Raw genomic sequence first — 23,265 nt, 5'->3', positions numbered from 1 at the left:
TATATTTTGCATAAGAGGTCGTCTGAAAGCGCGGCTTCAACGCAGTTAAAACTCATTCTGCTCTTTTCAGAATGCTAAGCCTGCCTGCAGGCACGACCTTTTGAAATTTCAGCCCGATTGGTTCGGACGCATCAGCGGCGGCAGGAATGCGGGCTGTATTCCCTGACTTCGTGTCCGGTGAAATTGTTGTAAACGCGGACGGTAGCGTGCGGATAGCGTTTGCACAAAACGCTGCGGGCGACGGGAATGCCTGCTTTGTTGCTGTCCATTTCAAAACGCTTGTTCAACATTCTACCGCGCGCGTCGTAGGCGTTGACGGAATATTCCTTGCCTTCGAATGCGGCACACGCGCCAAGCAGGGAAACGACAGCCAAAAGCGGAAACAGGGAAATGGGTTTCATGGATACGCTCCTAATGGATTTTCAACCGTTTGCTTCTGCACGGCAAATGGCAGCAACAAACTTCCTCCCTTAGATTTCACATATCCCGCCGTTTTCAGACGACCTTTTTTCGTTTCAAGGTCGTCTGAAAACCAGTAAGCAGCCCGATTTCAAACTGCTTTGTTTTTATCCGCTTTCTATCCCTTTAGCGGCGTTTACAGGTCCAACAACAGGCGTGCCGGATCTTCCAGCGCGTCTTTGATGGCAACCAAAGTCAGCACGGCTTCGCGGCCGTCGATGATGCGGTGGTCGTAAGAGAGCGCCAGATACATCATCGGACGGACGACGACTTGACCGTTTTCCACGACTGCGCGCTCTTTGGTCGCGTGCATACCCAAAATGGCGGATTGTGGCGGATTGATAATCGGAGTGGACATCATGGAACCGAACGTACCGCCGTTGGTAATGCTGAACGTACCGCCGGTCAAATCTTCCAGCGCGATTTTGCCGTCTTTGGCTTTTTTGGCGTAATCGACAATGGCTTGTTCGATGTCGGCAATGCTCATTTGGTCGGCATCACGCAGAATCGGCACGACCAAACCGCGCGGGCTGCCGATGGCGATACCGATGTCGAAGTAACCGTGATAAACGATGTCGTTGCCGTCAACGGAGGCATTGACCACCGGATATTTTTTCAGCGCAGCAACGGCTGCTTTGACAAAGAAAGACATGAAGCCGAGTTTGGTACCGTGTTCTTTCTCGAATTTTTCTTTGTATTTCGCACGCAAGTCCATGATGGGTTTCATGTTGACTTCGTTGAACGTAGTCAGAATCGCATTTTCTTGTTGCGAAGCCAAGAGACGCTCGGCAACGCGGGCGCGCAGGCGGCTCATCGGAACGCGTTGTTCCGGACGTGCGCCCGCCGGAACAGGGGCTGGCGCAACAGCGGGTGCAGCAGCAGGTTTGGCGGCGGCGTTTTGCACGTCTTCTTTCAAGACACGACCGTCGCGACCGGAACCTTGCAGCGCGTTCACATCCACGCCGGTTTCGGCTGCCAGTTTGGCGGCGGCAGGCATGGCGGCATTGGTTTGCGCAGCGGCGGGAGCGGCTTCAGGCGCAGGCGCGGCGGCTGAGGCTTCAGCAGAAGCGGAAGCGGTAGCAGCGGTGTCGATACGTGCCAACACTTGCTCGGCGGCAACGGTTTCGCCGTTTTGAGCAATGATTTCAACCAATACGCCGGCTTGTGGGGAAGGTACTTCCAAAACCACTTTGTCGGTTTCGATGTCAATCAGGATTTCGTCGCGCGCTACGGCTTCGCCGACTTTTTTCTTCCATTCCAAGAGCGTGCCTTCAGATACGCTTTCGGACAGCATGGGTACTTTTACATCAATAATCATTTTGTGTCTCCGGATGGTCGTTGTTTTTCAGACGACCTGTTGTGTGTTATCTCTTTTGTTTGGCGGGCGTCCCGTCTGAAGTATTTCATTCGGAACGCCGCACCGTATTGCGTTACAGCGTCATTGCGTCTTCAACCAGTTGTTTCAGCTGGGCGACGTGTTTGCTCATATAGCCGACGGCTGGCGATGCGCTGCTCGGACGACCGGCATAAGACAGTTTTTGGCTTTCGCCGATAACGTCTTCCAAGCGGTGGCGGATTTGGTAGAACGCGCCTTGGTTTTTCGGCTCTTCTTGTGCCCAAACCACGGATTTCGCGTTCGGATATTTCGCCAACTCCGCGCGCACCTCGTCGTATGGGAACGGATAAAGCTGCTCGACGCGGACGATGGCGACATCGTTTTCCAGTTTACGCTCGGCACGGCCTGCTTCCAAATCGTAGTAAACCTGTCCGGCGCACAGAATCACGCGTTTCACGCTTTCATTGTTGCCACGCTCGGCGGTATCGCCGATGACGGGACGGAAGCGTGAACCTTCGGTAAAGTTTTCCAACGGACTCATCGCGCCTTTGAAGCGCAACAGGCGTTTGGACATGAAAATCACCAGCGGTTTGCGGTACGAACCCAAGACTTGGCGTTGCAGCAGATGGAACATTTGCGACGCTTCGGACGGCATGATGATTTGCATATTGTGTTCGGAGCAAAGCTGCAACCAGCGTTCTACGCGGCCGGATGAGTGCTCCGGACCTTGTCCGTCATAGCCGTGCGGCAGGATGGTGGTCAGACCGCAGAGACGACCCCACTTGGTTTCGCCGGATGACAGGAATTGGTCGATGGTGACTTGAGCGCCGTTGGCAAAATCGCCGAACTGCGCTTCCCAAATGGTCAGTTTGTCGGGCGCAGAGCAGGCAAAACCATATTCGAACGCCATGACTGCTTCTTCGTTCAAGATGGAGTCGATAACGAGGAATTCGCCCGTACCTTCGCCCATATTGCGCAGCGGTACATAAGTGCCGTCATCCCATTTTTCGCGTTTTTGGTCGTGCAATACAGCATGGCGGTGTGAGAACGTACCGCGTCCGGAGTCTTCGCCGGAAATGCGCACGCCGTGTCCTTTGGTGACCAGGCTGGCGTATGCGAGGGTTTCCGCCATACCCCAGTCAATCGGCTGACTGCCCGCAGCCATGCCTTTACGCGCTTCGAGCACGCGTTTGGCAGTCGGATGCAGTGCAAAGCCTTCGGGAACGGCGGTAAATTTCTCGGCAAGACGCTCGATGTCGGCAGCGGGCAGACCGGTTTCCACATCTTCGCGCCAGTCTTTGCCTTGGTATTTGCTCCAGTCAATTTGCGTGCGTTGGAAATTGCTCAACGTCGTTTGTTCGACATGTTCGCCTTTATCCAAAGCATCGCGGTAGGCTTGGATATAGCCGTCGGCTTCTGCCTGCGTCACCACGCCTTCTGCAATCAGTTGTTCGGTGTACAAAGCACGCGCACCGGGGTGTTGCGATACTTTTTTGTACATCATCGGCTGTGTCAGGGTCGGATCGTCGCCCTCGTTGTGACCCCATTTGCGGTAGCAGACGACATCGATCACGATGTCTTTATTGAATTTTTTACGGTAGTCCAAAGCTGCTTGAATGGCGAAGCAAACGCGTTCCGGATCGTCGCCGTTGACATGGATGACCGGAGCGGAAACCATTTTCGCCACGTCGGTACAATGCACGGTCGAACGGGTGTCGCGGGTATCGGAGGTGGTGAAGCCGATTTGGTTGTTGATGACGATGTGGACCGTACCACCGGTGGTGTAGCCGCGCGTTTTGGACAGGTTGAAGGTCGCTTGGTTGACGCCCAAACCGACAAATGCAGAGTCGCCGTGAATCAATACGGGCAATACTTTGTCGCGGCCGTTTTCGCCCAAACGTTTTTGTTTGGCGCGTGCAGAACCTTCAACGACAGGGTTGACGATTTCCAAGTGCGACGGGTTGAACGCCAAAGAAACGTGCATCGGACCGTTCGGCGTAGCGATGTCGGAGCTGAAACCCATGTGGTATTTCACGTCGCCGCTAGGCAGCTTGATTTCGGCGCGGCCTTCAAATTCGGCAAACAAATCGCCCGGTTTCTTACCCAAGATGTTGACCAAGACATTCAGACGACCTCGGTGTGCCATACCTATGATGACTTCTTCGACGCCGTCTTTACCTGCGTTTTGAATGAGGTAATTCAGACCGGCAATCACGCTCTCGCCGCCTTCTACGCCGAAGCGTTTCTGACCGACATATTTGGTATGCAGGTAACGCTCCAAAGTCTCGGCAGCGGTCATTTCTTTCAGGATGCGGCGTTTCTGTTCGGCACTGTAACTCGGGGTGGACAGCACATCCTCGAAATAATTGCGCAACCAGCGGCGTTCTTCTGTATTGGGAATGTAGATGTATTCCAATGCGAGGTGACCGCAGTAGGTTTGTTTGAGGTTGCTGATGATTTGGGACAGAGGCAGCTTGCTTTGGCCGGAAAAATCGCCCTCGCCCATATTGAACTGAACCGCCATATCGGCATCATTCAGTCCGTGGAATTTGGGATCGAGGGCTTCAATGTTGCGTGGCGGGATACGTTTGAGCGGGTCAAGCTGGGCAGCACCCACACCTTGAATACGGTAAGCAGAAATCAACCGCAATACACCGACCTGTTTCTTCATCATGGCTTCATCCATACCGCCGGCAATAGCCGCTGTCGATTTGGTTTTTGCCAAATTAGCGAAGGATTCACGAATCGGAGCATGGGCGACATCAACATCCGCCGCACCGGGCTGCTTGCTTAAGTCGGTGAAATATTGCTTCCATTTCTCATCGACAGAACTTGGGTTTTCCAAGAAATTCTCATACAACTCCTCGATGTAGGGAGCATTTGAACCGAACAGATAAGAAAAATTGAGTTTTTCATCCATCATGACGCGAGCTCTTTTCTTTAAAATATAAACAAAGGGTAGAATTCCATGTGTTTCAACGGAATCCATGCCGTTTGAAATGACACTTCATTCTACCCTATTTCCAGCCAAATTACTTGTATCTGTTTCGTTTATTGCGGACAAACTCATTTAAAAAAGCTATTCGGCTTTCTCAAATAAAACTCCGACAACATATTAATATACCGATTATCAGCGTTTATCCGCCGGTACATAATCACGACGTACGGCACCGGTATAAAGTTGGCGCGGACGGCCGATTTTCAGCGAAGGATCGCTAATCATTTCATGCCAGTGCGAAATCCAGCCTACGCTGCGCGACAGAGCGAAGATGACGGTAAACATTTCGGTCGGAATGCCAAGCGCGGACAAGACGATACCGGAGTAGAAGTCGACGTTGGGGTACAGTTTGCGCTCTACGAAGAACGGGTCTTTCAGGGCGATTTGTTCCAATTCCATCGCCAGTTTGAATTTCGGACTGTCTTCCAAGCCCAATTCTTTCAGCACTTCATAACAGGTCTCGCGCATGATGCTGGCGCGCGGATCCATGTTGCGGTACACACGGTGTCCGAAGCCCATCAGGCGGTATTTACGCTGTTTCACGCCTTCCATATATTCGGCAACACGGGACACATCACCAATTTCGTCCAACATTTTCAAGACGGCTTCGTTCGCACCGCCGTGGGACGCACCCCACAGACAGGCAATACCGGCAGCGATACAGGCAAACGGGTTCGCACCTGAAGAACCTGCCAGACGGACGGTCGAAGTCGATGCGTTTTGCTCGTGGTCGGCATGAAGGATAAAGATGCGGTCGAGCGCGCGTGCCAATACAGGATTGGGTTTGTAGTCTTCACATGGTGTGGCAAACATCATGTGCATGAAATTTTCGGAATAAGAGAGGTTGTTTCTCGGATAATTGAACGGCAGACCGTTGGAATAGCGGTAGCACATTGCTGCAATCGTCGGAATTTTGGAAATCAGGCGGTAAATCGCGATTTTTCGGTGTTCGGGGTTCGTAATGTCCAGACTGTCTTGATAGAACGCAGACAATGCACCGACCACGCCGACCATCATCGCCATCGGATGCGCATCGCGACGGAAGCCACGGAAGAACCAAGTCAGCTGTTCATGCACCATCGTATGACGGCGGACGGTATTGTCAAATTCTGCCTTTTGCTCAAGCGTCGGCAGTTCGCCGTAAATCAGCAGGTAGCAGACTTCCAAATAATCGGATTTTTCGGCGAGTTGTTCGATGGGATAACCACGGTAATACAGCAGACCTTTGTCGCCGTCGATATAAGTGATTTTGGATTCGCAGCTTGCTGTTGAAACAAACCCGGGGTCGAATGAGAATAAGCCTGTGTTTTTCGTCAGTGCGCGGATATCGACCACGTCATGACCGATGCTCGCTTCCAATACGGGCAGTTCTAAATCCTCTTGATTGGGTACGTTGAGTTTAATTGATTTGGACATATTTATCGCTCCTTTGTAGGTTGGGGCTTTCGTTGCTGCCTATGCAGCACGGTCTTTATTTTCAGACGACCTCCGTATCCTAGAAATCCGCCGAAAGGCAGGCGGATTTCCAATACGTCAAGCTCGTCTGATTTTTTCAAGCATAGGGATAAGGTGTTCCTTGTCTGTCGCCGAATGTCCGTTGATCAGGGCAAGAAGCTCCTGATCTTGAAACTCAAGGATTTCGGAAAACTCGGACAGCTCTTTATCGCTCAAATGCTCGAATTCTTTTTCCATAAACCTGCCGAAAATCAAATCTAACTCCAATAATCCCCGGCGGGTTTGAAAACGGATTTTCCGTTTGGCAATATCGTCAAAAACCATCATTTCTTAAACGGCTCGTTTCAACATAATTTCTTTAATCTTACCGATGGCACGGGTCGGATTCAAGTGTTTAGGACATACGTCCACGCAGTTCATGATGGTATGGCAACGGAACAGACGATACGGGTCGTTCAAATTGTCCAAACGCTCATTAGTAATGGTATCGCGGCTGTCTGCAATGAAGCGGTAGGCGTTCAGCAAACCGGACGGACCGACGAATTTGTCAGGATTCCACCAGAACGACGGACAGGCAGTCGAACAGCAAGCACACAAAATACATTCATACAAGCCGTCCAGCTCTTTACGCTCTTCTTGAGTTTGCAGGCGCTCTTTGTCGGCATCGATCGGATTATCGTTGACGACATAAGGTTTGATGGAATGGTATTGTTTGAAGAACTGAGTCATGTCCACAATCAGGTCGCGGATGACGGGCAGACCGGGCAGCGGGCGGATTTTGACCGGCTGTTTCAGGCTGCGTAAATCGGTCAGACACGCCAAGCCGTTTTTGCCATTGATGTTCATACCGTCAGAACCGCAAATACCTTCGCGGCAAGAACGGCGGAAAGACAGGGTGTCGTCTTGCGCTTTCAGGCGCACCAGCGCGTCCAAAAGTTTGACGTCGGTAGGTTCCAGTTCCAACTCGTAACGTTGCATATATGGTTTGGCATCAACGTCCGGATTGTAACGGTAAATTTCAAAACTCATTTTTTCCATGAGAAGTGTTCCTTTTCTCATAAACCGCCTGATGGTTTTATGTTATGGGTTCAGGCTGTTCAATGTGGTGGTGTATTTGATTTTCAGACGACCTCTTGTGATACGGAGATCGTCTGAAAACGCATCAGTAAACGCGCTTGGCCGGTTTGATGTATTCCACGCTCAAAGGCTTAGTGTGTACCGGTTTATAAGACAAAGTGTTGGTATCTGAATGATACAGCGTGTGTTTCATCCAGTTTTCGTCATCGCGCTCAGGATGGTCGTCTGAAGCGTGCGCACCGCGTGATTCTTTACGTGCTTCGGCAGATACCAAAGTCGCTTTCGCCACCTCAATCAGATTGTCCAATTCCAAAGCTTCGATACGCGCTGTATTCCATACTTTGCTCTTGTCTTTGATTTCAGTACGCTTCACACGCTCGGCAATCGCCATAATTTCTCGAACGCCTTTACTCAGAATCTCATCGGTACGGAACACACCGGCGTGCAGTTGGACGGAGCGTTGCAGTTCGCGGCGCAGCGCATCAACGTTTTCGCCGTCGGTTTGGTTATCCAAGCGTTCAATACGTTGACGGGTCAGCTCGCCCGCATCGGCAGGCAGAGGTTTCCAATCGCTTTGCTCTTTGATGAATTTAATCATGCTGTCGCCGGCAGCTTTACCGAACACCACCAAGTCAAGCAAGGAGTTGGTACCCAAGCGGTTCGCTCCGTGCACGGAAGCACAAGCGCACTCGCCCGCAGCATACAGACCTTTCACCGGCACTTCATATTCGTCGCCTTGCGGCATAACGACTTCACCGTGGTAGTTGGTCGGAATACCGCCCATCATGTAGTGGGTAGTTGGCACGACCGGAATCGGGTCTTTAATCGGGTCGATACCGGCAAACTGAATGGAAATCTCGCGGATGCCCGGCAGTTTTTCCATAATTTTTTCAGCGCCGATATGGTCGATTTTCAGCAATACATGGTCTTTGTTTTTACCGCAGCCGCGACCTTCGTAGATTTCCATCGCCATCGCACGGGAGACCACGTCGCGTGAAGCCAAGTCTTTTACGGTCGGTGCGTAACGTTCCATAAAGCGTTCGCCATCGGCATTCAACAAAATACCACCCTCACCACGTACGCCTTCGGTAATCAACACGCCTGCACCTGCCACGCCGGTCGGGTGGAATTGCCAGAATTCCATATCTTCCAACGGGATACCAGCACGTGCGCAAATACCTAAACCATCGCCGGTATTCATATAGGCATTGGTAGAAGACGCATAAATACGACCACCGCCGCCGGTAGCAAACAACACGGCTTTAGCGTGGAAAATGTAAACTTCGCCGGTTTCCATTTCCATGGCGGTTACACCGACGACGTCGCCTTTTTCATCACGAATCAAATCTTGTGCCGTCCATTCCACAAAGAATTGCGTATTGGCACGGACATTTTGTTGGTACAGAGTGTGCAACATCGCATGACCGGTACGATCGGCAACCGCGCAGGCACGTTCTACAGCACGTTTACCGTGTTCGGCAGTATGGCCACCGAAAGGACGCTGATAAATTTTGCCGCTTTCTACGCGGTCAAAAGGCATACCCATGTGTTCCAACTCAATCACTGCTTCAGGTGCGGCGCGACACATAAACTCAATCGCATCTTGATCGCCCAACCAGTCGGAGCCTTTCACGGTATCGTACATGTGCCAGTCCCAACGGTCTTCCTGCACATTACCCAAAGAGGCGGAAATACCGCCCTGCGCTGCTACAGTATGCGAACGGGTAGGGAACACTTTAGACAAAACGGCACAATTCAGACCGGATTTAGATAATTGGAGGGCTGCGCGTAAACCTGCACCACCACCGCCGACAATCACGGCATCAAACTTGCGAACAGGAAAACCCATACTTACCCCCAAATTACTTTAATTGAATACACCAAGCAGCCGACCAGCCATACGATGGTGGCAACCTGAAAAAACAAACGCACGCCGAAGGGTTTGATATAGTCCATCCACAAATCGCGGATACCCACCCAAGCGTGCAAAAATACGGCAATAAAGCTGACTTGAGTGAATACCTTCACCCAAACTTGATCGAAAAATGCCTGCCATGCCGAATATTCTTTAGGCAGGGTAAACAGAATCACTAAAAGTGCAACGGTATAGATCAACATGATAACCGCAGTCGCACGCTGCATCGCCCAATCGCGCAAACCGTAATGGGCACCGGTCAATTTACGCTCTACCATAACAACGCTCCCAAAACGACGGTCAGCACTAATGCGGCAGTAAACACCAATTTGGCGGTATTGCGCGCAGTATTCAGCTCAAGGCCTTTGTGTGCATCCAAAAATAAAAAACGGATACCGGCGAGAAAATGGTGCAGATAAGCCCATAACACGCCGATTAAAATCAACTTGACCAAAGGATTGGAAACGATGGCACGGTAAGTTTCAAACGCCGACTCGCGGCTCAACGTACCGGACAGGAGATACAGCAAAACGGGAAGCATCACAAATAATGCTACCCCACTAATGCGGTGCAAGATGGAGACAATTCCCGGTATCGGCAAGCGAATATTGGGAATCTCCAAAAAGACAGGACGCGGTTTGACGGACATAGCCAGTTCCTCTGTATTTTTTTATCAGCTCAAAACCAGTAACTCGGACTACACTGAGTTACATAAACCATAATTTACCTGTTTTATCTGATTTTGAACAGTCCATTTTATCAACAATTTAATAAATTTTACCAAAATACATCATAAACCCTACCAATAGCAATAAACATCTCTATTAATACTTAAACCAACATTTTTTCAACTACCGCTTAATCAGTTTTGCACAACCTTATACCATCAAAATAGTATTAATATTCTGTTTTTTAAAATACAAATATAGATCAATATCATTTACCAACGCATCCACAATCAAAACAACCACAACCTTATGGGATAAACCGTTGTATTCAAAAAAATTTCAACAGGCAAATTTTCAGACGATCCTCTCGTTTTTCTATTAAAAAACTGCACCATTTGGAGAAATAGAGAAGTTCGTAATATCGATGGCTTGATTCGTAATCGAGCCCTTATTAAAAACGGCACTATAACTTTTATTGAAAATAATATGGGTTTCAAACAAACAGCTAATTAACGCTATTTATAAATTGAATGACCGGGAGGAACTGGTGAAGTAGATTTTATTGCAAATAAAAGTGCGGTTAAAATTCTAACATTTTTGACCGCACTTTTTGTTTACAACAATCAAATTATTTAATCACACCACACGCCATACGCGCACCGCCGCCGCCAAGTGGGGCTGGGTGGTCGGAGTGATTGTCGCCACCGACGTGGATCATGATGGAATGACCACGAACTTGATCAAGGCGTTTGATGCGTGGCGCAAGAACCGGATTGGTGGCGGTACCGTCATGTAATACGGTTAATGCCGGCAAATCGCCCAAATGCGCATCATCTTGCCATGGGAAGCCATGTTTTTTGGTTTCTTTGGGATCCCAATGACCGCCGGCACCCAAGCCTGCAGTCAGTTTACCGTCTTTTTCCTTCGGCTCACAGCTTGGGTTTTGGTGAATGTGAAATCCATGCAAGCCGGCTTCTAATCCTTTTAAGTTTGGTGTAAAGACCAAACCGTACTTGGATTCGGTAATCGTTACAGTACCTATATCTTTATTACCATTAGCCGGATCAAGTTGTTGTACTTTAACTGTAATGGAAGCACCGGCAGGTGTCATATGGTTATGTTTGTGGTCATGCGCATGAACCATTCCTGCAACGCAGATTGTACTGATGCTAACAGCTAAGAATTTCTTCAACTTCATTTTTAACTCCTTTATATCAGATGTATATCGAAAGTAAACATGTGTTTTAATAAAATTTATCTATCCTATATAATTTCGCCAGCTACTAAATATACCTAATAATATACCTAAGAAATATACCTGAGAGAAACTGTCTTCATGATTTTTTGGCTCGTTTAAACAAAACTGACATTTCTTTGCCTTACTCTGCTTTATACTTTGCCCGCATTACGGCTCTAACCCATCTATACTCTTTTACTGCGAGGCTAATTATGAAATATTCTGAAGAAAAAGAACACACCCAGTTTTCCGACCCCAAAAATTTTATCCCTAAATTCAGAAGACGAAATCTGGACAAAAATGGTTTTTTCAATAAGCTTGCCCGTTTTGCAGGTCGATTAGGCGAACCCATCGTCCGTCAGTTGTATGCGCTGTATTATCTTTGGGACTCCCCACATACGCCCAGACGCGCCAAGATGATTATTGTCGGCGCATTGGTTTACTTCCTCAGCCCTATCGACAGCATTCCTGACTTGCTTGGTCCTTTGGGATTTAGTGACGACATAGCCGTCATTACTTTGGTGTACAGCCAGATGAAAACCTACCTGACCGAAGATATTAAAGAACGGGCAAAAGTAGCAACTGCAAAGCTGCTGCGCAAGGCATCATAAATATCCACATTCAAAACAAAAGGTCGTCTGAAAATTTTCAGACGACCTTTTGTTTGAAATGTGAAACTTATTTCAACGGAGTCATATTCATCACTTCCATCAGGAAGTTGGTAAACGCCGGATTGGAAGGTTTGTTGCCCATATTTTTCCAACGTTGCTGCCATCCGCGCAAAGCATTTTGGATATACAGCTTGGATTGTTCGGTATTGATTTCGCCTCGTTGGCTGTCAACGGCAGAACGCAGATAAACCTCATATACGCTGTCATCCACGACATTACGGCCGACAAGCTGAATACGGAACTTGTTCAGGTATTGCGCAGCTTGAACTTTAGTCATTTTTCCTTGGCTGACCTGATAACTCAAACGCGTTGCCTCGTCGCGGATTTTTGAAACATCACTCCAATGCGAAGAAGCCAAACTGAACGCCGCAGATTTTTCGCCCTTAGTCGTTTTAACATTAGGCTTAACATTAGTCGGACGGACAGGCACTTCTTGCAAGCTTGGGACATAAATGGTCTCACAACCGGCAAGTGCCGCCAACGCAAATAAGATGGGGATATATTTTTTCATGTCTACCATTATAATCAGGATTATCCAGATAACCAAATTCTATATCAATCTGACTTTTTCTGTTGACTGAATTACAACAACTTTCGCCTTACATTCCAATCTTTACACGATATGGTGGTTTAAATCCATTTTTACGCCACATCATGCCGCAAGACCGCAAAAAAGACCGCCGAAGCGGTCTTTTTTATCACTTATCTTCTCCCAACCCTATTATGCCAAATCGGCAAACAGAGGCGTAGAAAGATAGCGTTCGCCATAAGAAGGCAGCAGCACGACAATCAGTTTGCCTTCGTTTTCAGGCTGTTTGGCAAGCTGCAGCGCGCTCCATACTGCCGCACCGGAAGAAATACCGACCAAAATACCTTCTTTTTCCGCCATCGCACGGGCGGTTTCAAATGCCGCCTCGTTCGGAACTTGGGAAACGCTGTCATATACTTTGGTATTCAACACGGTAGGGATAAAGCCGGCGCCAATACCTTGAATCGGGTGCGGACCTTTTTCACCACCGCTCAAAACCGGAGAAGCTTCAGGCTCGACGGCAACGACTTTGACTTCGGGTTTGTATTTTTTCAACACTTCGCCCACGCCGGTAACCGTACCGCCCGTACCGACACCCGCCACAAAAATATCGACTTTACCGTCAGTATCGCGCCAAATTTCTTCGGCGGTCGTTTCGCGGTGGATTTGCGGGTTCGCCTCGTTATCGAATTGGCGCGGCATGAAATAAGTATCGGGATGTTCGTCCACCAAGGCTTGTGCTTTTGCAATCGCCCCTGCCATACCTTCGGACGCAGGAGTCAAAATCAATTCCGCACCGAACGCACGAAGCAGCATTTTGCGTTCTTTACTCATGCTTTCAGGCATCGTGATTGCCAGCTTGTAGCCGCGCGCCGCGCACACCATTGCCAAACCGATACCCGTATTGCCGCTGGTCGCTTCCACAATTACGGTATCCTTACCGATTTTGCCCGCTTTTTCGGCGGCTTCAACCATCGCTTCGGCGATGCGGTCTTTCACGCTGCTGCCGGGATTGAAAAATTCCAGTTTGACGGCGATTTCGGCTTTCAAACCTTCAGTCAGACGGTTTAATTTGACCAAAGGGGTGTTGCCGATCAGCTCGGTGATGCTGTTTGCAATCTTCATTTTCTACTCCAGATTTTGATGTGATATGACCTGTATATTAAAGACAGGTCGTCTGAAAAACCAATATCGAATGTTTCTTTATTTATAACTTTTGGTTGTTTGGCTTGATGCGCCCTAATGAAGTCCGATTTCTCCGACTATCGCCCCCGTGACTAAAGTCTGCATGACCAAAGCCATCAGCCAGCCCAGTCTGAGTTGCGCTTTACTGAACACCGCCGGCGACTGCTTGGCAATACTTCTGCGGTGCAGATAAAAAACCGCCATCATGACAAGCTGCAAAACAAACCAATAAACAGGCTTGAGCGCGTACAGTTTCAACAAAGCCGGAAACGTAAAAGCCAAAGAACGGCCCGGCATCAGAAAATACAATATCGCGGCAATCGACACAAAAGCCAAAGTCATCAATACATTGCTCACGGCAAACACGCTCAAAAACGGATGCTGCAAATCCGCCTGCCAAAAACCAGTATCCGCCTGCTTTTTCCAATGAAAAGCAAAGAAAAACACACTGGCAAAAGTCAGATAAAAATGCGGGACAAACAACGGACCGACATGGGTAATCCCCCACATTCCCGGCAAAAGCTGCGATCCCAAAGTCGACACGCCCAGCCACAAAACAACCGAAGCCCAAAACCACTGGAACATTTCAGCGCGGAAAATCAATCCAAAAAACACCAGCCCATAAGCAACAACGGCGAGAAAATCCAAATTCGTCCAAATCATGAATACTGCAACTCGCCTTCAAAAACCGTTTGAACAGGCCCGGTCATCAAAACGTCCTCACCATGCGACCAAGTAATAAACAAATCCCCGCCCGGCAGCGAAACCTTCACAGGCACGCCTTCCGCCAACAGCCCCAACCGGACGCCCGCAACCACAGCCGCACAAGCCCCCGTACCGCAAGCCTGCGTTTCACCCACGCCGCGTTCAAATACGCGCAGGCGGATAGATTCCCTATCGACAATCTGCATAAAGCCGACGTTGACACGTTCTGGAAACTGTTCGTGCGACTCAATCGCTTCACCCCAATGAGCCACGGGCGCAGTCTGAACATCCTCCACCACAATCACAGCATGAGGATTGCCCATATTCACACAACTGACCTGCACCGTTTCCAAACCGACCATCACCATATGCGTCAAAGCATCATCTGCTTCGTCAGGAACCGGTACAAACGGAATTTCAGACGACGTAAAGCGCGGTTTGCCCATATTCACGGTCACCAAACCGTTGTCCAACAGCTTGGGAATAATCACGCCCTTAGCCGTTTCAACCAAAATTTCCTTTTTATCGGTCAAGCCTTTATCCGTCACAAATCGGGCAAAACAGCGCGCACCGTTGCCACACTGCTCCACCTCGCTGCCATCCGCATTGAATATACGATAACGGAAATCCACCGCATCGGAAGAAGGCTTTTCCACCAACAGCAACTGATCGAAGCCCACCCCTCTAAAACGGTCGGACCATTCAGCAAGCGGCGCAGTCAGCGGATCAAAATCCTGCCCGATACCGTTTACCACCATAAAATCATTGCCCAAACCGTGCATTTTGGTAAATTTCAAGGTTTTCATCAGTTTTCCTGTTTGTAATCGAATTGAGATGTTTTTTAGATATTGGCAACTAGGCATGGATACTCAGGCAGAGATTTGCCGCATCATCTTTTTTCAGACGACCTTTAACCTTGCCCCAATGATTATGATGTCAAAATATCGGCTGCCGCTGTAATTCTTCGGTCGTATTCCTCGCGGTGTTCCGGCAAGAGGTAGGGACGCAGGAGGCTTAAGGTACGGCGGATGCCGCGTGCTTTGGAGTCTTCGGTCAGTTTGGTACGCCCGCGTAGGGAGCTGTCGAAGTCGAACCAGTATTTCGTGACCATCCACATATTGACGGCGAGGTCGTTCATGGCGGTTTGGTCGGCTTGGATGATGTTCAGACCGTTGAGCTGGGTGAGCAGGTTGACCAAGAGCGGAGAGACTTTGGCTTGGGTGAAGGTATTGTGTTCGCCCAATAGTTCGGCACTGCGCGCAAGCAGGGTGTTCACGTCGCTAAAGAGGAAGCGGTATTCCCACATGACGTCGTAAATGCCCGCCATATAGTTGATGGAGTCTTCCACATCGGACGGCAACACGGCTTCATTCAGATATGCCAGCAGGGCTTCGCTGTAACGTTTGAACAGTTGGACGATGATTTCGTCTTTGTTGCGGAAGTGGTAATAAAGATTGCCCGGACTGATGCCCAAATGCGCCGCGATATGGTTGGTGCTGATGTTGCGCTCGCCTTCCTCGTTGAAGAGCGTCAGGCTGGCGTCGATGATGCGGGTGTAAGTATTGGTTTTTGCAATGCGGGTCACGGGCATACTCCTTGGATTTACAGGCTGTACGAAGCGGGCAGCCAATTGGGTTCGGCGTGTAATTCTACCTGAAATCGAGTAAATACTGTATCGCAGACATGTTGCGCCAGTTGCCGGACGTCGTCTGAAGAAGCATTGTTTTTGTTCACCAAAACCAAAGCCTGCCTGTCGTGTACCGCCGCGCCGCCGATTTGGAAGCCTTTCAGACGACATTGGTCGATCAGCCAGCCTGCCGCAAGCTTGACCGAACCATCGGGCTGCGGATAGCGCGGCATATCGGGATGCTGCTGCAACAGGGAAGCAGCTTTTTCTGCACTGACGACGGGATTTTTAAAGAAACTGCCGACATTACCAAGTACGTTAGGATTAGGTAGTTTACTGTTGCGGATTGCACACACTGCATCGGAAACGTCTTTCGCCGTCGGCATTCTGCCCGCGCTCAGTTCGGCAACGGCGGCCGCCAAATCGCCGTAACCCAAATTCGGCTCGAAACGCTCTTTCAGGGAGAACACGACCGAAACAATCACATAACGCCCTTTGCCTTCCTGCTTGAACAGGCTTTCGCGGTAGGCGAAGCGGCAGTCGGCATTGGAAAGCTCGACAAAGGTTTCCGTATCCAAATCGAAACAGCGCACGCTGTGAATCACGTCTTTAGCCTCCACACCGTATGCACCGATGTTCTGAACGGGCGACGCGCCGACCGTACCCGGAATCAGGCTCAGGTTTTCCAGACCGTTCAAGCCCAGCGCGACAGTGTGCAGGACAAAATCGTGCCAAATTTCGCCTGCTTGCGCTTCGATGTAAACGAGGCCGTCTGAACGCGCAATCTCGCGTATGCCTTTGTTTTCCATATGTACGACCAGTCCGGCGTAATCCTGCATTAAAAGGATGTTGCTGCCGCCGCCGAGCCATAAAACGGTATTGCGGTCGAACTCGGGCAGTCGGACGACGTCACGCAACTCGTCAGCGTGTTCGAGCGCGATAAAGGCTTGGGCTTGGGCGCGAAGACCGAAAGTGTTGTAGGGGGTGAGGTCGGTTTGGTATTGGATGGGTTGCATGGGTTTAAACTTTAAAATAGGTATTGTTAGTGGCGGGCTTTAGCCCATTGTTTCGATATTTTAATCGGCGGAGTTTTCAGACGACCTTATGCGATCTGACCATCTCCCTGCTGCACAATTCCAAACACCACACCAAGGCGACGGCGGCGATGGTGAGCGAGGCAATCAATGCCGTCCAGAAGCCGTAAATGCCCATATCGAAACGGTAGGCGAGCAGATAGCCCGGCAGCAGGCCGCAGCCCCAGAAGGCGGCGGCGTGGATAAACATCGGCACCTTGGTGACTTTATAACCGCGTAGGGCGTAGGACGCGATGCATTGGGTGAAGTCTGCCGGTTGGAACAAGCCGGCGAACAGCAGGACGGTGGCGGCGATGCTTAAAACCGCCGGATCATCGTTGTACATGCTTGCCAGCGGAGAACGGAATAATACCAAGGAAAACACGGTAATCACGGCGAGCACCCAGCCCGACACCAGCGACACGCCGGAAATATAACGCGCCCGCGAAAATTCGCGCCGTCCTAATGAAAAGCCGATGCGTACCGTCCCCGCCGAGCCGACGCTTTGCGGAATCATATAGAGAATCCCCGACAAACTGATGCCGACCTGCTGCGCCGCCACATAATCCTCGCCGAAAGGCGCAATCAAAAAAACGATAAACGAAAATGCGCTGGCTTCCAAAAAATAAGACAGTCCGATGGGTGCGCCGATTTTCCAAATCTGTTTGAACACCATCAAATCCGGTTTGCCGAATTTCGCCGTCAGTCCGAACGGGCGGAAGAATTTTTCCTTGGCGATATAAATCCACAACGCCAGCGCGCTGAACCAAAACACCGCCATCGTCGCCAGTCCGCAGCCTGCGCCGCCCAAAGCGGGCATGCCGAATTTGCCGTAAACAAAAATATAGTTCAGCGGCACGTTCAACACAAACGCCGCGAAGCTGACCAACATAATCAGGCGCGGGCGGTTCAGGCTGGAAGCGTAGGCGTGCAGGGCGCGGTGTACCATTGCCGCCGGCATCGCCAGACTGGTAAACAACATATACTGCGCCATCGTGCCTTCCACATAATCGCTCAAGGTCAGCCAGTTGCGGAACGGCGTAATCGCCGCCCACATCAATACCATGCCGAAAATCCCCAAAAACAGCCCGAACCAAATCCCCTGCCGCCCCGTTTCGCCCACTTCACCGGTTTTACCCGCGCCGTAAAGCTGAGCAATCATCGGGTTCAGCGCCGCCATAATGCCCATAAACGTAATATAAACCGTAGCAAACGCGCTGCTGCCCAAAGCCACCGCTGCCAAGTCCTCCTTACCCGCACCGCCCGCCATCACGGTATCGACGAAACCGATGCCCACCTGCGCGACCTGCGCCAACAGCATGGGCAGAGCAAGGGCGGTCAGCAGGCGGACTTCTTTCAGGAAGACGGAAAAGGAAAAGCGGTTGAGGTCGAGCAGCATAAGTGTTTGTAGAACTTTAAAAAAAGCGGAAATAAAGAAACAGGTCGTCTGAAAACAGACGGCCTGTTCCGTATGGGATTTGAAAACGGAATTATATTGGAAACAACGATTGATGGACAGCCAGAAAGCCTTTCAGACGACCTTAAACACCCCCAATGTCGTCTAAAAACCGTCAAATCGCCGCTTCGGAGCGTTCGCCCGTACGGATGCGGATGGCTTCTTCCACAGGCAGCACGAAGATTTTGCCGTCGCCGATTTTGCCGGAACGGGCGTTTTCGATGATAACGTCAATCACTCTTTCGACATCTTCATCGGCAATAATCAATTCAACTTTAACTTTGGGCAGAAAATCGACGGCATATTCCGCGCCGCGGTAGATTTCCGTATGCCCTTTCTGACGGCCAAATCCTTTAACTTCGCTGACGGTCATGCCGGTGATGCCGATTTCGGTAAGGGCTTCGCGCACGTCGTCGAGTTTGAAGGGTTTGATGATGGCTTCGATTTTTTTCATGGCACACTCCGATTAGATAGGAACAAACGGCAAATATAACAGAAGCAGCAGGGAAACGATAAGCGGTACGTTTCACTCAGCGATGCGGGCATGACGGTATTTGACATAAAGACATACGGAAACAGTTGCTTCCTTCTACTTCCTTCAATTTTTCACATACCCGACTTGCGACGGAAATCAGAAAAACAGATAAAACCCTTATCCCTTAATATTTTCAGACGACCCCTACGTTTCCCCCAGCCACAGGTCGTCTGAAAAATTGTCAACATTTTCACCCAAATTACCAAGCAACCCAGACCCATTCGGCGTATAATACAGCCTTTCCCAACCGCATTTTGAGAGCTGAATCATGTCTGTTGTTTTGCCCTTGCGCGGCGTTACCGCCCTTTCCGATTTCCGTGTTGAAAAACTCTTGCAAAAAGCGGCCGCACTCGGTCTGCCCGAAGTAAAACTGAAAAGCGAATTTTGGTATTTTGTCGGCAGCGAGAAAGCACTGGATGCTGCGACTGTTGAAAAACTGCAAGCCTTGTTGGCGGCGCAAAGCGTTGAAGAAACGCCCGAAGCGCGCGAGGGCTTGCATTTATTTTTGGTAACGCCCCGTTTGGGTACGATTTCGCCGTGGGCTTCCAAGGCAACCAATATCGCGGAAAACTGCGGTTTGGAAGGCATAGAGCGCATTGAGCGCGGCATGGCGGTGTGGCTGGAAGGTCGTCTGAACGACGATGAGAAACAGCAATGGGCGGCTTTGCTGCACGACCGCATGACCGAATCCGTACTGCCTGATTTTGAGACGGCCTCCAAATTATTCCACCATCTCGAATCCGAAACCTTCTCTACCGTCGATGTTTTGGGCGGCGGTAAAGAGGCTTTGGTCAAAGCCAATACCGAAATGGGTTTGGCACTCTCTGCCGACGAAATCGATTATCTGGTTGAAAACTATCAGGCTTTGCAGCGCAATCCGTCCGATGTGGAGCTGATGATGTTCGCGCAGGCAAACAGCGAACACTGCCGCCACAAAATCTTCAACGCCGATTTCATCCTCAACGGAGAAAAACAGCCGAAATCGCTCTTCGGCATGATACGCGACACGCACAACGCGCATCCCGAAGGCACGGTCGTTGCCTATAAAGACAACTCGTCCGTGATTGAAGGCGCGACAATCGAGCGTTTCTATCCGAATGCGGCGGAAAACCAAGGCTACCGTTTCCACGAGGAAGACACGCATATCATCATGAAAGTGGAAACGCACAACCACCCGACCGCCATCGCGCCGTTTGCGGGCGCGGCAACGGGCGCAGGCGGCGAAATCCGCGACGAAGGCGCGACGGGCAAAGGTTCGCGCCCGAAAGCGGGCTTGACCGGCTTTACCGTCTCCAACCTCAACATTCCCGACTTTAAACAGCCGTGGGAACAAGACTACGGCAAGCCGGAACACATTTCCTCGCCGCTGGACATCATGATTGAAGGTCCCATCGGCGGCGCGGCGTTCAACAACGAATTCGGCCGCCCGAACCTCTTGGGCTACTTCCGCACTTTTGAAGAAAAATTCGACGGTCAAGTTCGCGGCTACCACAAACCGATTATGATTGCGGGCGGCTTGGGCAGCATTCAGGCACAACAAACACACAAAGACGAAATCCCCGAAGGCGCGTTGCTGATTCAACTGGGCGGCCCGGGTATGCTTATCGGCTTGGGCGGCGGCGCGGCTTCTTCAATGAACACCGGCATGAACGACGCGTCTTTGGACTTCAACTCCGTACAACGCGGCAATCCCGAAATCGAACGCCGCGCGCAGGAAGTCATCGACCGCTGCTGGCAGCTTGGCGACAAAAACCCGATTATCTCCATCCACGACGTCGGCGCGGGCGGCCTATCCAACGCCTTCCCCGAACTCGTCAACGATGCCGGACGCGGTGCGGTATTCAAGCTGCGCGAAGTCCCGCTGGAAGAACACGGCCTCAATCCGCTGCAAATCTGGTGCAACGAATCGCAAGAGCGTTATGTGTTGTCGATTTTGGAAAAAGATTTGGACACCTTCCGCGCCATCTGCGAACGCGAACGCTGCCCGTTTGCCGTGGTCGGCACGGCGACCGACGACGGCCATCTGAAAGTATGCGACGATCTGTTCTCCAATAATCCCGTCGATTTGCCGCTGAACGTCTTGCTCGGCAAACCGCCCAAAACCACGCGCAGCGACAAAACCGTGAGGTCGTCTGAAAAACCGTTTAACGCCGGCGATATCGACATCACCGAAGCCGCCTACCGCGTTCTGCGCCTGCCTACCGTAGCCGCCAAAAACTTCCTGATTACCATTGGCGACCGCAGCGTCGGCGGCATGACCCACCGCGACCAAATGGTCGGCAAATACCAAACCCCCGTAGCCGACTGCGCCGTTACCATGATGGGCTTCAATACCTATCGTGGCGAAGCGATGTCTATGGGAGAAAAACCGACTGTCGCCCTGTTTGACGCGCCTGCTTCGGGCAGAATGTGCGTCGGCGAAGCCATCACCAACATCGCGGCGGTCAACATCGGCGACATCGGCAACATCAAACTTTCCGCCAACTGGATGGCGGCGTGCGGCAACGAGGGGGAAGACGAAAAACTCTACCGCACCGTCGAAGCCGTTTCTAAAGCCTGTCAGGCATTGGATTTGAGCATTCCCGTGGGCAAAGACAGCCTGTCGATGAAAACCGTTTGGCAGGACGGCGAAGAGAAAAAATCCGTCGTTTCACCGTTGAGCCTGATTATCTCCGCGTTCGCGCCAGTTCAAGACGTGCGCAAAACCGTTACGCCCGTATTAAAAGACAATGCCAATTCGTTCACTATTCTGCTGATGATTGACTTAGGCAACAACAAGTGCCGTATGGGTGGGTCTGCACTGGCTCAAGTGTATAACCGAAGCGGCGGCGAAGCACCTGATATTGATGCAGGCCGTCTGAAAGCGTTTTATCAGTTAATTCAGCAACTCGTTCAAGAAGATAAGTTGCTGGCCTACCACGACCGCAGCGACGGCGGTTTGTTTGTGACTCTGGCAGAAATGGCATTTGCTTCTCGCCGTGGCATGAATCTCGACCTGCTGACAATGGTAAGTAAAAATATTAACGTTCAAAACGAGTATTACTCGTCTCAAGAATGGCAAAAATTTGTCCTAACTACCCTGTTTAACGAAGAATTAGGAGCCGTTATTGCTGTTCACGCTGCCGACCACGAATATATTTTCAATTTGTGCGAGAAACTGAATCTCACGCTGCACTATTTGGGAGAGTTTGCCGACAGCGGCCATATGGTCATCAATGCAGGAGAAGAAATTTTCAATCAATCCCTTACCGACCTGCAACGCGCATGGCAGGAAACCAGCCACGCCATTCAACGTCTGCGCGACAACCCTGCCTGCGCCGACAGTGAGTTTGCCCTGATTGACGACAACGACCGCAGCGCATTGTTTGCCGACGTGAAGTTCGACGTGAACGAAGACATCGCCGCGCCTTTCGTCAACAGCGGCGCGAAACCCAAAATCGCCATCCTGCGCGAACAGGGCGTGAACGGACAAATCGAAATGGCCGCCGCCTTCACCCGCGCCGGATTCGATGCTTACGACGTGCATATGTCCGACCTGATGGCAGGCCGCGTCCACCTTGCCGACTTCAAAATGCTGGCGGCGTGCGGGGGCTTCAGCTACGGCGACGTACTCGGCGCAGGCGAAGGCTGGGCGAAATCCATCCTGTTCCACCCCGCCTTGCGCGACCAGTTCGCCGCCTTCTTCGCCGACCCGGACACGCTGACATTGGGCGTGTGCAACGGCTGCCAAATGGTCAGCAACCTCGCCGAAATCATTCCCGGCACGGCAGGCTGGCCGAAGTTCAAACGCAACCTGAGCGAACAGTTCGAAGCGCGCCTGAGCATGGTTCACGTCCCCAAATCAGCCTCCCTGATCCTGAACGAAATGCAAGGCTCCAGCCTGCCCGTCGTCGTCAGCCACGGCGAAGGCCGCGCCGACTTCGCGCTTCACGGCGGCAAAATTTCAGACGGCCTCGGCATCGCGCTGCAATACGTCGACGGACAAAACCAGGTTACCCAAACCTACCCGCTCAACCCCAACGGCTCGCCGCAAGGCATCGCCGGCGTTACCAACGCCGACGGCCGAGTTACCATCATGATGCCCCACCCCGAACGCGTGTACCGCGCCGCGCAAATGAGCTGGAAACCGGAAGACTGGACAGAACTGTCCGGCTGGTACCGCCTCTTCGCTGGAGCAAGGAAGGCTTTGGGTTAACCGGCAGGCTGATTTGATTCGGCTTTAAAGAAAGGTCGTCTGAAAACAATTTAGCGGATTCTGCTATATCTATTTTCAGACGACCTTTATATGTTCTTTTGCGTATAAGACCGAGCCGACCGCCGTCATTCCCGCGCAGGCGGG

The 23,265-nt window shown here is 51.0% G+C and carries 20 protein-coding genes; 2 read left to right on the top strand and 18 right to left on the bottom strand.

Going from position 1 to position 23,265, the window contains the following annotated elements; genetic code table 11:
- Positions 1–131: 131 nt before the first annotated feature.
- The 10 genes from HMPREF2907_RS07170 to sodC all read right to left on the bottom strand — a co-directional run bounded on the left by HMPREF2907_RS07170 (position 132) and on the right by sodC (position 11,106).
- Complete coding sequence (locus HMPREF2907_RS07170; protein WP_003741785.1) at positions 132–401, bottom strand: hypothetical protein; 270 nt, start codon at positions 399–401, stop codon at positions 132–134.
- Between the two features lie 194 nt (positions 402–595).
- A complete protein-coding gene (gene odhB, locus HMPREF2907_RS07165) occupies positions 596–1,777 on the bottom strand; it encodes a 2-oxoglutarate dehydrogenase complex dihydrolipoyllysine-residue succinyltransferase (protein WP_070681628.1) in 1,182 nt (393 codons plus the stop codon).
- Positions 1,778–1,889: 112 nt separating this feature from the next.
- Entirely contained in the window at positions 1,890–4,718 is a 2,829-nt protein-coding gene (locus HMPREF2907_RS07160; protein WP_070681625.1) for a 2-oxoglutarate dehydrogenase E1 component, read from the bottom strand.
- A 207-nt stretch (positions 4,719–4,925) separates the two neighbouring features.
- Positions 4,926–6,209: a citrate synthase gene (gene gltA / locus HMPREF2907_RS07155; protein ID WP_070681622.1), complete on the bottom strand. Its 1,284-nt coding sequence runs from the start codon at positions 6,207–6,209 to the stop codon at positions 4,926–4,928.
- Between the two features lie 117 nt (positions 6,210–6,326).
- Positions 6,327–6,575 carry an FAD assembly factor SdhE gene (locus tag HMPREF2907_RS07150; protein ID WP_003779310.1) on the bottom strand — a complete coding sequence of 83 codons (249 nt, stop codon included), beginning with the start codon at positions 6,573–6,575 and terminating at the stop codon, positions 6,327–6,329.
- Positions 6,576–6,578: 3 nt separating this feature from the next.
- Complete coding sequence (locus HMPREF2907_RS07145) at positions 6,579–7,286, bottom strand: succinate dehydrogenase iron-sulfur subunit (RefSeq protein ID WP_003678833.1); 708 nt, start codon at positions 7,284–7,286, stop codon at positions 6,579–6,581.
- Between the two features lie 124 nt (positions 7,287–7,410).
- Positions 7,411–9,174 (bottom strand): succinate dehydrogenase flavoprotein subunit, encoded by a 1,764-nt coding sequence (gene sdhA / locus HMPREF2907_RS07140; RefSeq protein WP_016687982.1) that lies wholly within the window; start codon positions 9,172–9,174, stop codon positions 7,411–7,413.
- A gap of 2 nt (positions 9,175–9,176) precedes the next feature.
- Positions 9,177–9,518 (bottom strand): succinate dehydrogenase, hydrophobic membrane anchor protein, encoded by a 342-nt coding sequence (gene sdhD, locus HMPREF2907_RS07135; RefSeq protein ID WP_016687983.1) that lies wholly within the window; start codon positions 9,516–9,518, stop codon positions 9,177–9,179.
- Entirely contained in the window at positions 9,512–9,889 is a 378-nt protein-coding gene (sdhC, locus tag HMPREF2907_RS07130) for a succinate dehydrogenase, cytochrome b556 subunit (protein ID WP_070681619.1), read from the bottom strand. Before sdhC ends, sdhD begins: the two co-directional genes overlap by 7 nt.
- Positions 9,890–10,536: 647 nt before the next feature.
- Positions 10,537–11,106: a superoxide dismutase family protein gene (gene sodC / locus HMPREF2907_RS07125; RefSeq protein ID WP_016687985.1), complete on the bottom strand. Its 570-nt coding sequence runs from the start codon at positions 11,104–11,106 to the stop codon at positions 10,537–10,539.
- A gap of 251 nt (positions 11,107–11,357) precedes the next feature.
- Here sodC and HMPREF2907_RS07120 point away from each other — a divergent pair, with 251 nt between their 5' ends.
- Positions 11,358–11,756 (top strand): YkvA family protein, encoded by a 399-nt coding sequence (locus HMPREF2907_RS07120; protein ID WP_016687986.1) that lies wholly within the window; start codon positions 11,358–11,360, stop codon positions 11,754–11,756.
- 67 nt (positions 11,757–11,823) lie between these two features.
- On the opposite strand, the gene HMPREF2907_RS07115 is transcribed toward HMPREF2907_RS07120, so the two are convergent.
- The 8 genes from HMPREF2907_RS07115 to HMPREF2907_RS07080 form a co-directional block, all read right to left on the bottom strand.
- Entirely contained in the window at positions 11,824–12,336 is a 513-nt protein-coding gene (locus HMPREF2907_RS07115) for a lipoprotein (RefSeq protein WP_003755569.1), read from the bottom strand.
- A 201-nt stretch (positions 12,337–12,537) separates the two neighbouring features.
- Entirely contained in the window at positions 12,538–13,470 is a 933-nt protein-coding gene (cysK, locus tag HMPREF2907_RS07110) for a cysteine synthase A (RefSeq protein WP_003755570.1), read from the bottom strand.
- A gap of 114 nt (positions 13,471–13,584) precedes the next feature.
- Positions 13,585–14,193 carry a hypothetical protein gene (locus tag HMPREF2907_RS07105; RefSeq protein ID WP_070681616.1) on the bottom strand — a complete coding sequence of 203 codons (609 nt, stop codon included), beginning with the start codon at positions 14,191–14,193 and terminating at the stop codon, positions 13,585–13,587.
- Positions 14,190–15,041 carry a diaminopimelate epimerase gene (dapF, locus tag HMPREF2907_RS07100; RefSeq protein ID WP_070681613.1) on the bottom strand — a complete coding sequence of 284 codons (852 nt, stop codon included), beginning with the start codon at positions 15,039–15,041 and terminating at the stop codon, positions 14,190–14,192. Before dapF ends, HMPREF2907_RS07105 begins: the two co-directional genes overlap by 4 nt.
- A 122-nt stretch (positions 15,042–15,163) precedes the next feature.
- On the bottom strand, positions 15,164–15,826 hold the full coding sequence (locus HMPREF2907_RS07095) for a TetR/AcrR family transcriptional regulator (RefSeq protein WP_039405314.1): 663 nt from the start codon (positions 15,824–15,826) through the stop codon (positions 15,164–15,166).
- Positions 15,827–15,837: 11 nt separating this feature from the next.
- Entirely contained in the window at positions 15,838–16,878 is a 1,041-nt protein-coding gene (murB, locus tag HMPREF2907_RS07090; RefSeq protein WP_070681609.1) for a UDP-N-acetylmuramate dehydrogenase, read from the bottom strand.
- 76 nt (positions 16,879–16,954) lie between these two features.
- Positions 16,955–18,334, bottom strand: coding sequence for a multidrug efflux MATE transporter NorM (gene norM, locus HMPREF2907_RS07085; protein WP_070681606.1), 1,380 nt, complete (start codon positions 18,332–18,334; stop codon positions 16,955–16,957).
- Between the two features lie 172 nt (positions 18,335–18,506).
- Entirely contained in the window at positions 18,507–18,845 is a 339-nt protein-coding gene (locus HMPREF2907_RS07080) for a P-II family nitrogen regulator (RefSeq protein ID WP_016687995.1), read from the bottom strand.
- Between the two features lie 349 nt (positions 18,846–19,194).
- On the opposite strand from HMPREF2907_RS07080, the gene purL reads away from it, so the two are divergent.
- Positions 19,195–23,121: a phosphoribosylformylglycinamidine synthase gene (purL, locus tag HMPREF2907_RS07075; RefSeq protein WP_070681602.1), complete on the top strand. Its 3,927-nt coding sequence runs from the start codon at positions 19,195–19,197 to the stop codon at positions 23,119–23,121.
- The last annotated feature ends 144 nt before the right edge of the window (positions 23,122–23,265 follow it).

Source organism: Neisseria sp. HMSC055H02 (assembly GCF_001813335.1).
Taxonomy (GTDB): Bacteria; Pseudomonadota; Gammaproteobacteria; order Burkholderiales; family Neisseriaceae; genus Neisseria; species Neisseria sicca_C.
The sequence above is the reverse complement of the archived record's forward strand: the minus strand, read 5'-3'. Positions and strand labels throughout refer to the sequence as shown.

What these genes read in the sequence shown, in the direction of transcription:
- HMPREF2907_RS07170 (WP_003741785.1), bottom strand. Translation starts at nt 401, where the DNA reads ATGAAACCCATTTCCCTGTTTCCGCTTTTGGCTGTCGTTTCCCTGCTT.
- odhB (WP_070681628.1), bottom strand. Translation starts at nt 1,777, where the DNA reads ATGATTATTGATGTAAAAGTACCCATGCTGTCCGAAAGCGTATCTGAA.
- HMPREF2907_RS07160 (WP_070681625.1), bottom strand. Translation starts at nt 4,718, where the DNA reads ATGATGGATGAAAAACTCAATTTTTCTTATCTGTTCGGTTCAAATGCT.
- gltA (WP_070681622.1), bottom strand. Translation starts at nt 6,209, where the DNA reads ATGTCCAAATCAATTAAACTCAACGTACCCAATCAAGAGGATTTAGAA.
- HMPREF2907_RS07150 (WP_003779310.1), bottom strand. Translation starts at nt 6,575, where the DNA reads ATGATGGTTTTTGACGATATTGCCAAACGGAAAATCCGTTTTCAAACC.
- HMPREF2907_RS07145 (WP_003678833.1), bottom strand. Translation starts at nt 7,286, where the DNA reads ATGGAAAAAATGAGTTTTGAAATTTACCGTTACAATCCGGACGTTGAT.
- sdhA (WP_016687982.1), bottom strand. Translation starts at nt 9,174, where the DNA reads ATGGGTTTTCCTGTTCGCAAGTTTGATGCCGTGATTGTCGGCGGTGGT.
- sdhD (WP_016687983.1), bottom strand. Translation starts at nt 9,518, where the DNA reads ATGGTAGAGCGTAAATTGACCGGTGCCCATTACGGTTTGCGCGATTGG.
- sdhC (WP_070681619.1), bottom strand. Translation starts at nt 9,889, where the DNA reads ATGTCCGTCAAACCGCGTCCTGTCTTTTTGGAGATTCCCAATATTCGC.
- sodC (WP_016687985.1), bottom strand. Translation starts at nt 11,106, where the DNA reads ATGAAGTTGAAGAAATTCTTAGCTGTTAGCATCAGTACAATCTGCGTT.
- HMPREF2907_RS07120 (WP_016687986.1), top strand. Translation starts at nt 11,358, where the DNA reads ATGAAATATTCTGAAGAAAAAGAACACACCCAGTTTTCCGACCCCAAA.
- HMPREF2907_RS07115 (WP_003755569.1), bottom strand. Translation starts at nt 12,336, where the DNA reads ATGGTAGACATGAAAAAATATATCCCCATCTTATTTGCGTTGGCGGCA.
- cysK (WP_003755570.1), bottom strand. Translation starts at nt 13,470, where the DNA reads ATGAAGATTGCAAACAGCATCACCGAGCTGATCGGCAACACCCCTTTG.
- HMPREF2907_RS07105 (WP_070681616.1), bottom strand. Translation starts at nt 14,193, where the DNA reads ATGATTTGGACGAATTTGGATTTTCTCGCCGTTGTTGCTTATGGGCTG.
- dapF (WP_070681613.1), bottom strand. Translation starts at nt 15,041, where the DNA reads ATGAAAACCTTGAAATTTACCAAAATGCACGGTTTGGGCAATGATTTT.
- HMPREF2907_RS07095 (WP_039405314.1), bottom strand. Translation starts at nt 15,826, where the DNA reads ATGCCCGTGACCCGCATTGCAAAAACCAATACTTACACCCGCATCATC.
- murB (WP_070681609.1), bottom strand. Translation starts at nt 16,878, where the DNA reads ATGCAACCCATCCAATACCAAACCGACCTCACCCCCTACAACACTTTC.
- norM (WP_070681606.1), bottom strand. Translation starts at nt 18,334, where the DNA reads ATGCTGCTCGACCTCAACCGCTTTTCCTTTTCCGTCTTCCTGAAAGAA.
- HMPREF2907_RS07080 (WP_016687995.1), bottom strand. Translation starts at nt 18,845, where the DNA reads ATGAAAAAAATCGAAGCCATCATCAAACCCTTCAAACTCGACGACGTG.
- purL (WP_070681602.1), top strand. Translation starts at nt 19,195, where the DNA reads ATGTCTGTTGTTTTGCCCTTGCGCGGCGTTACCGCCCTTTCCGATTTC.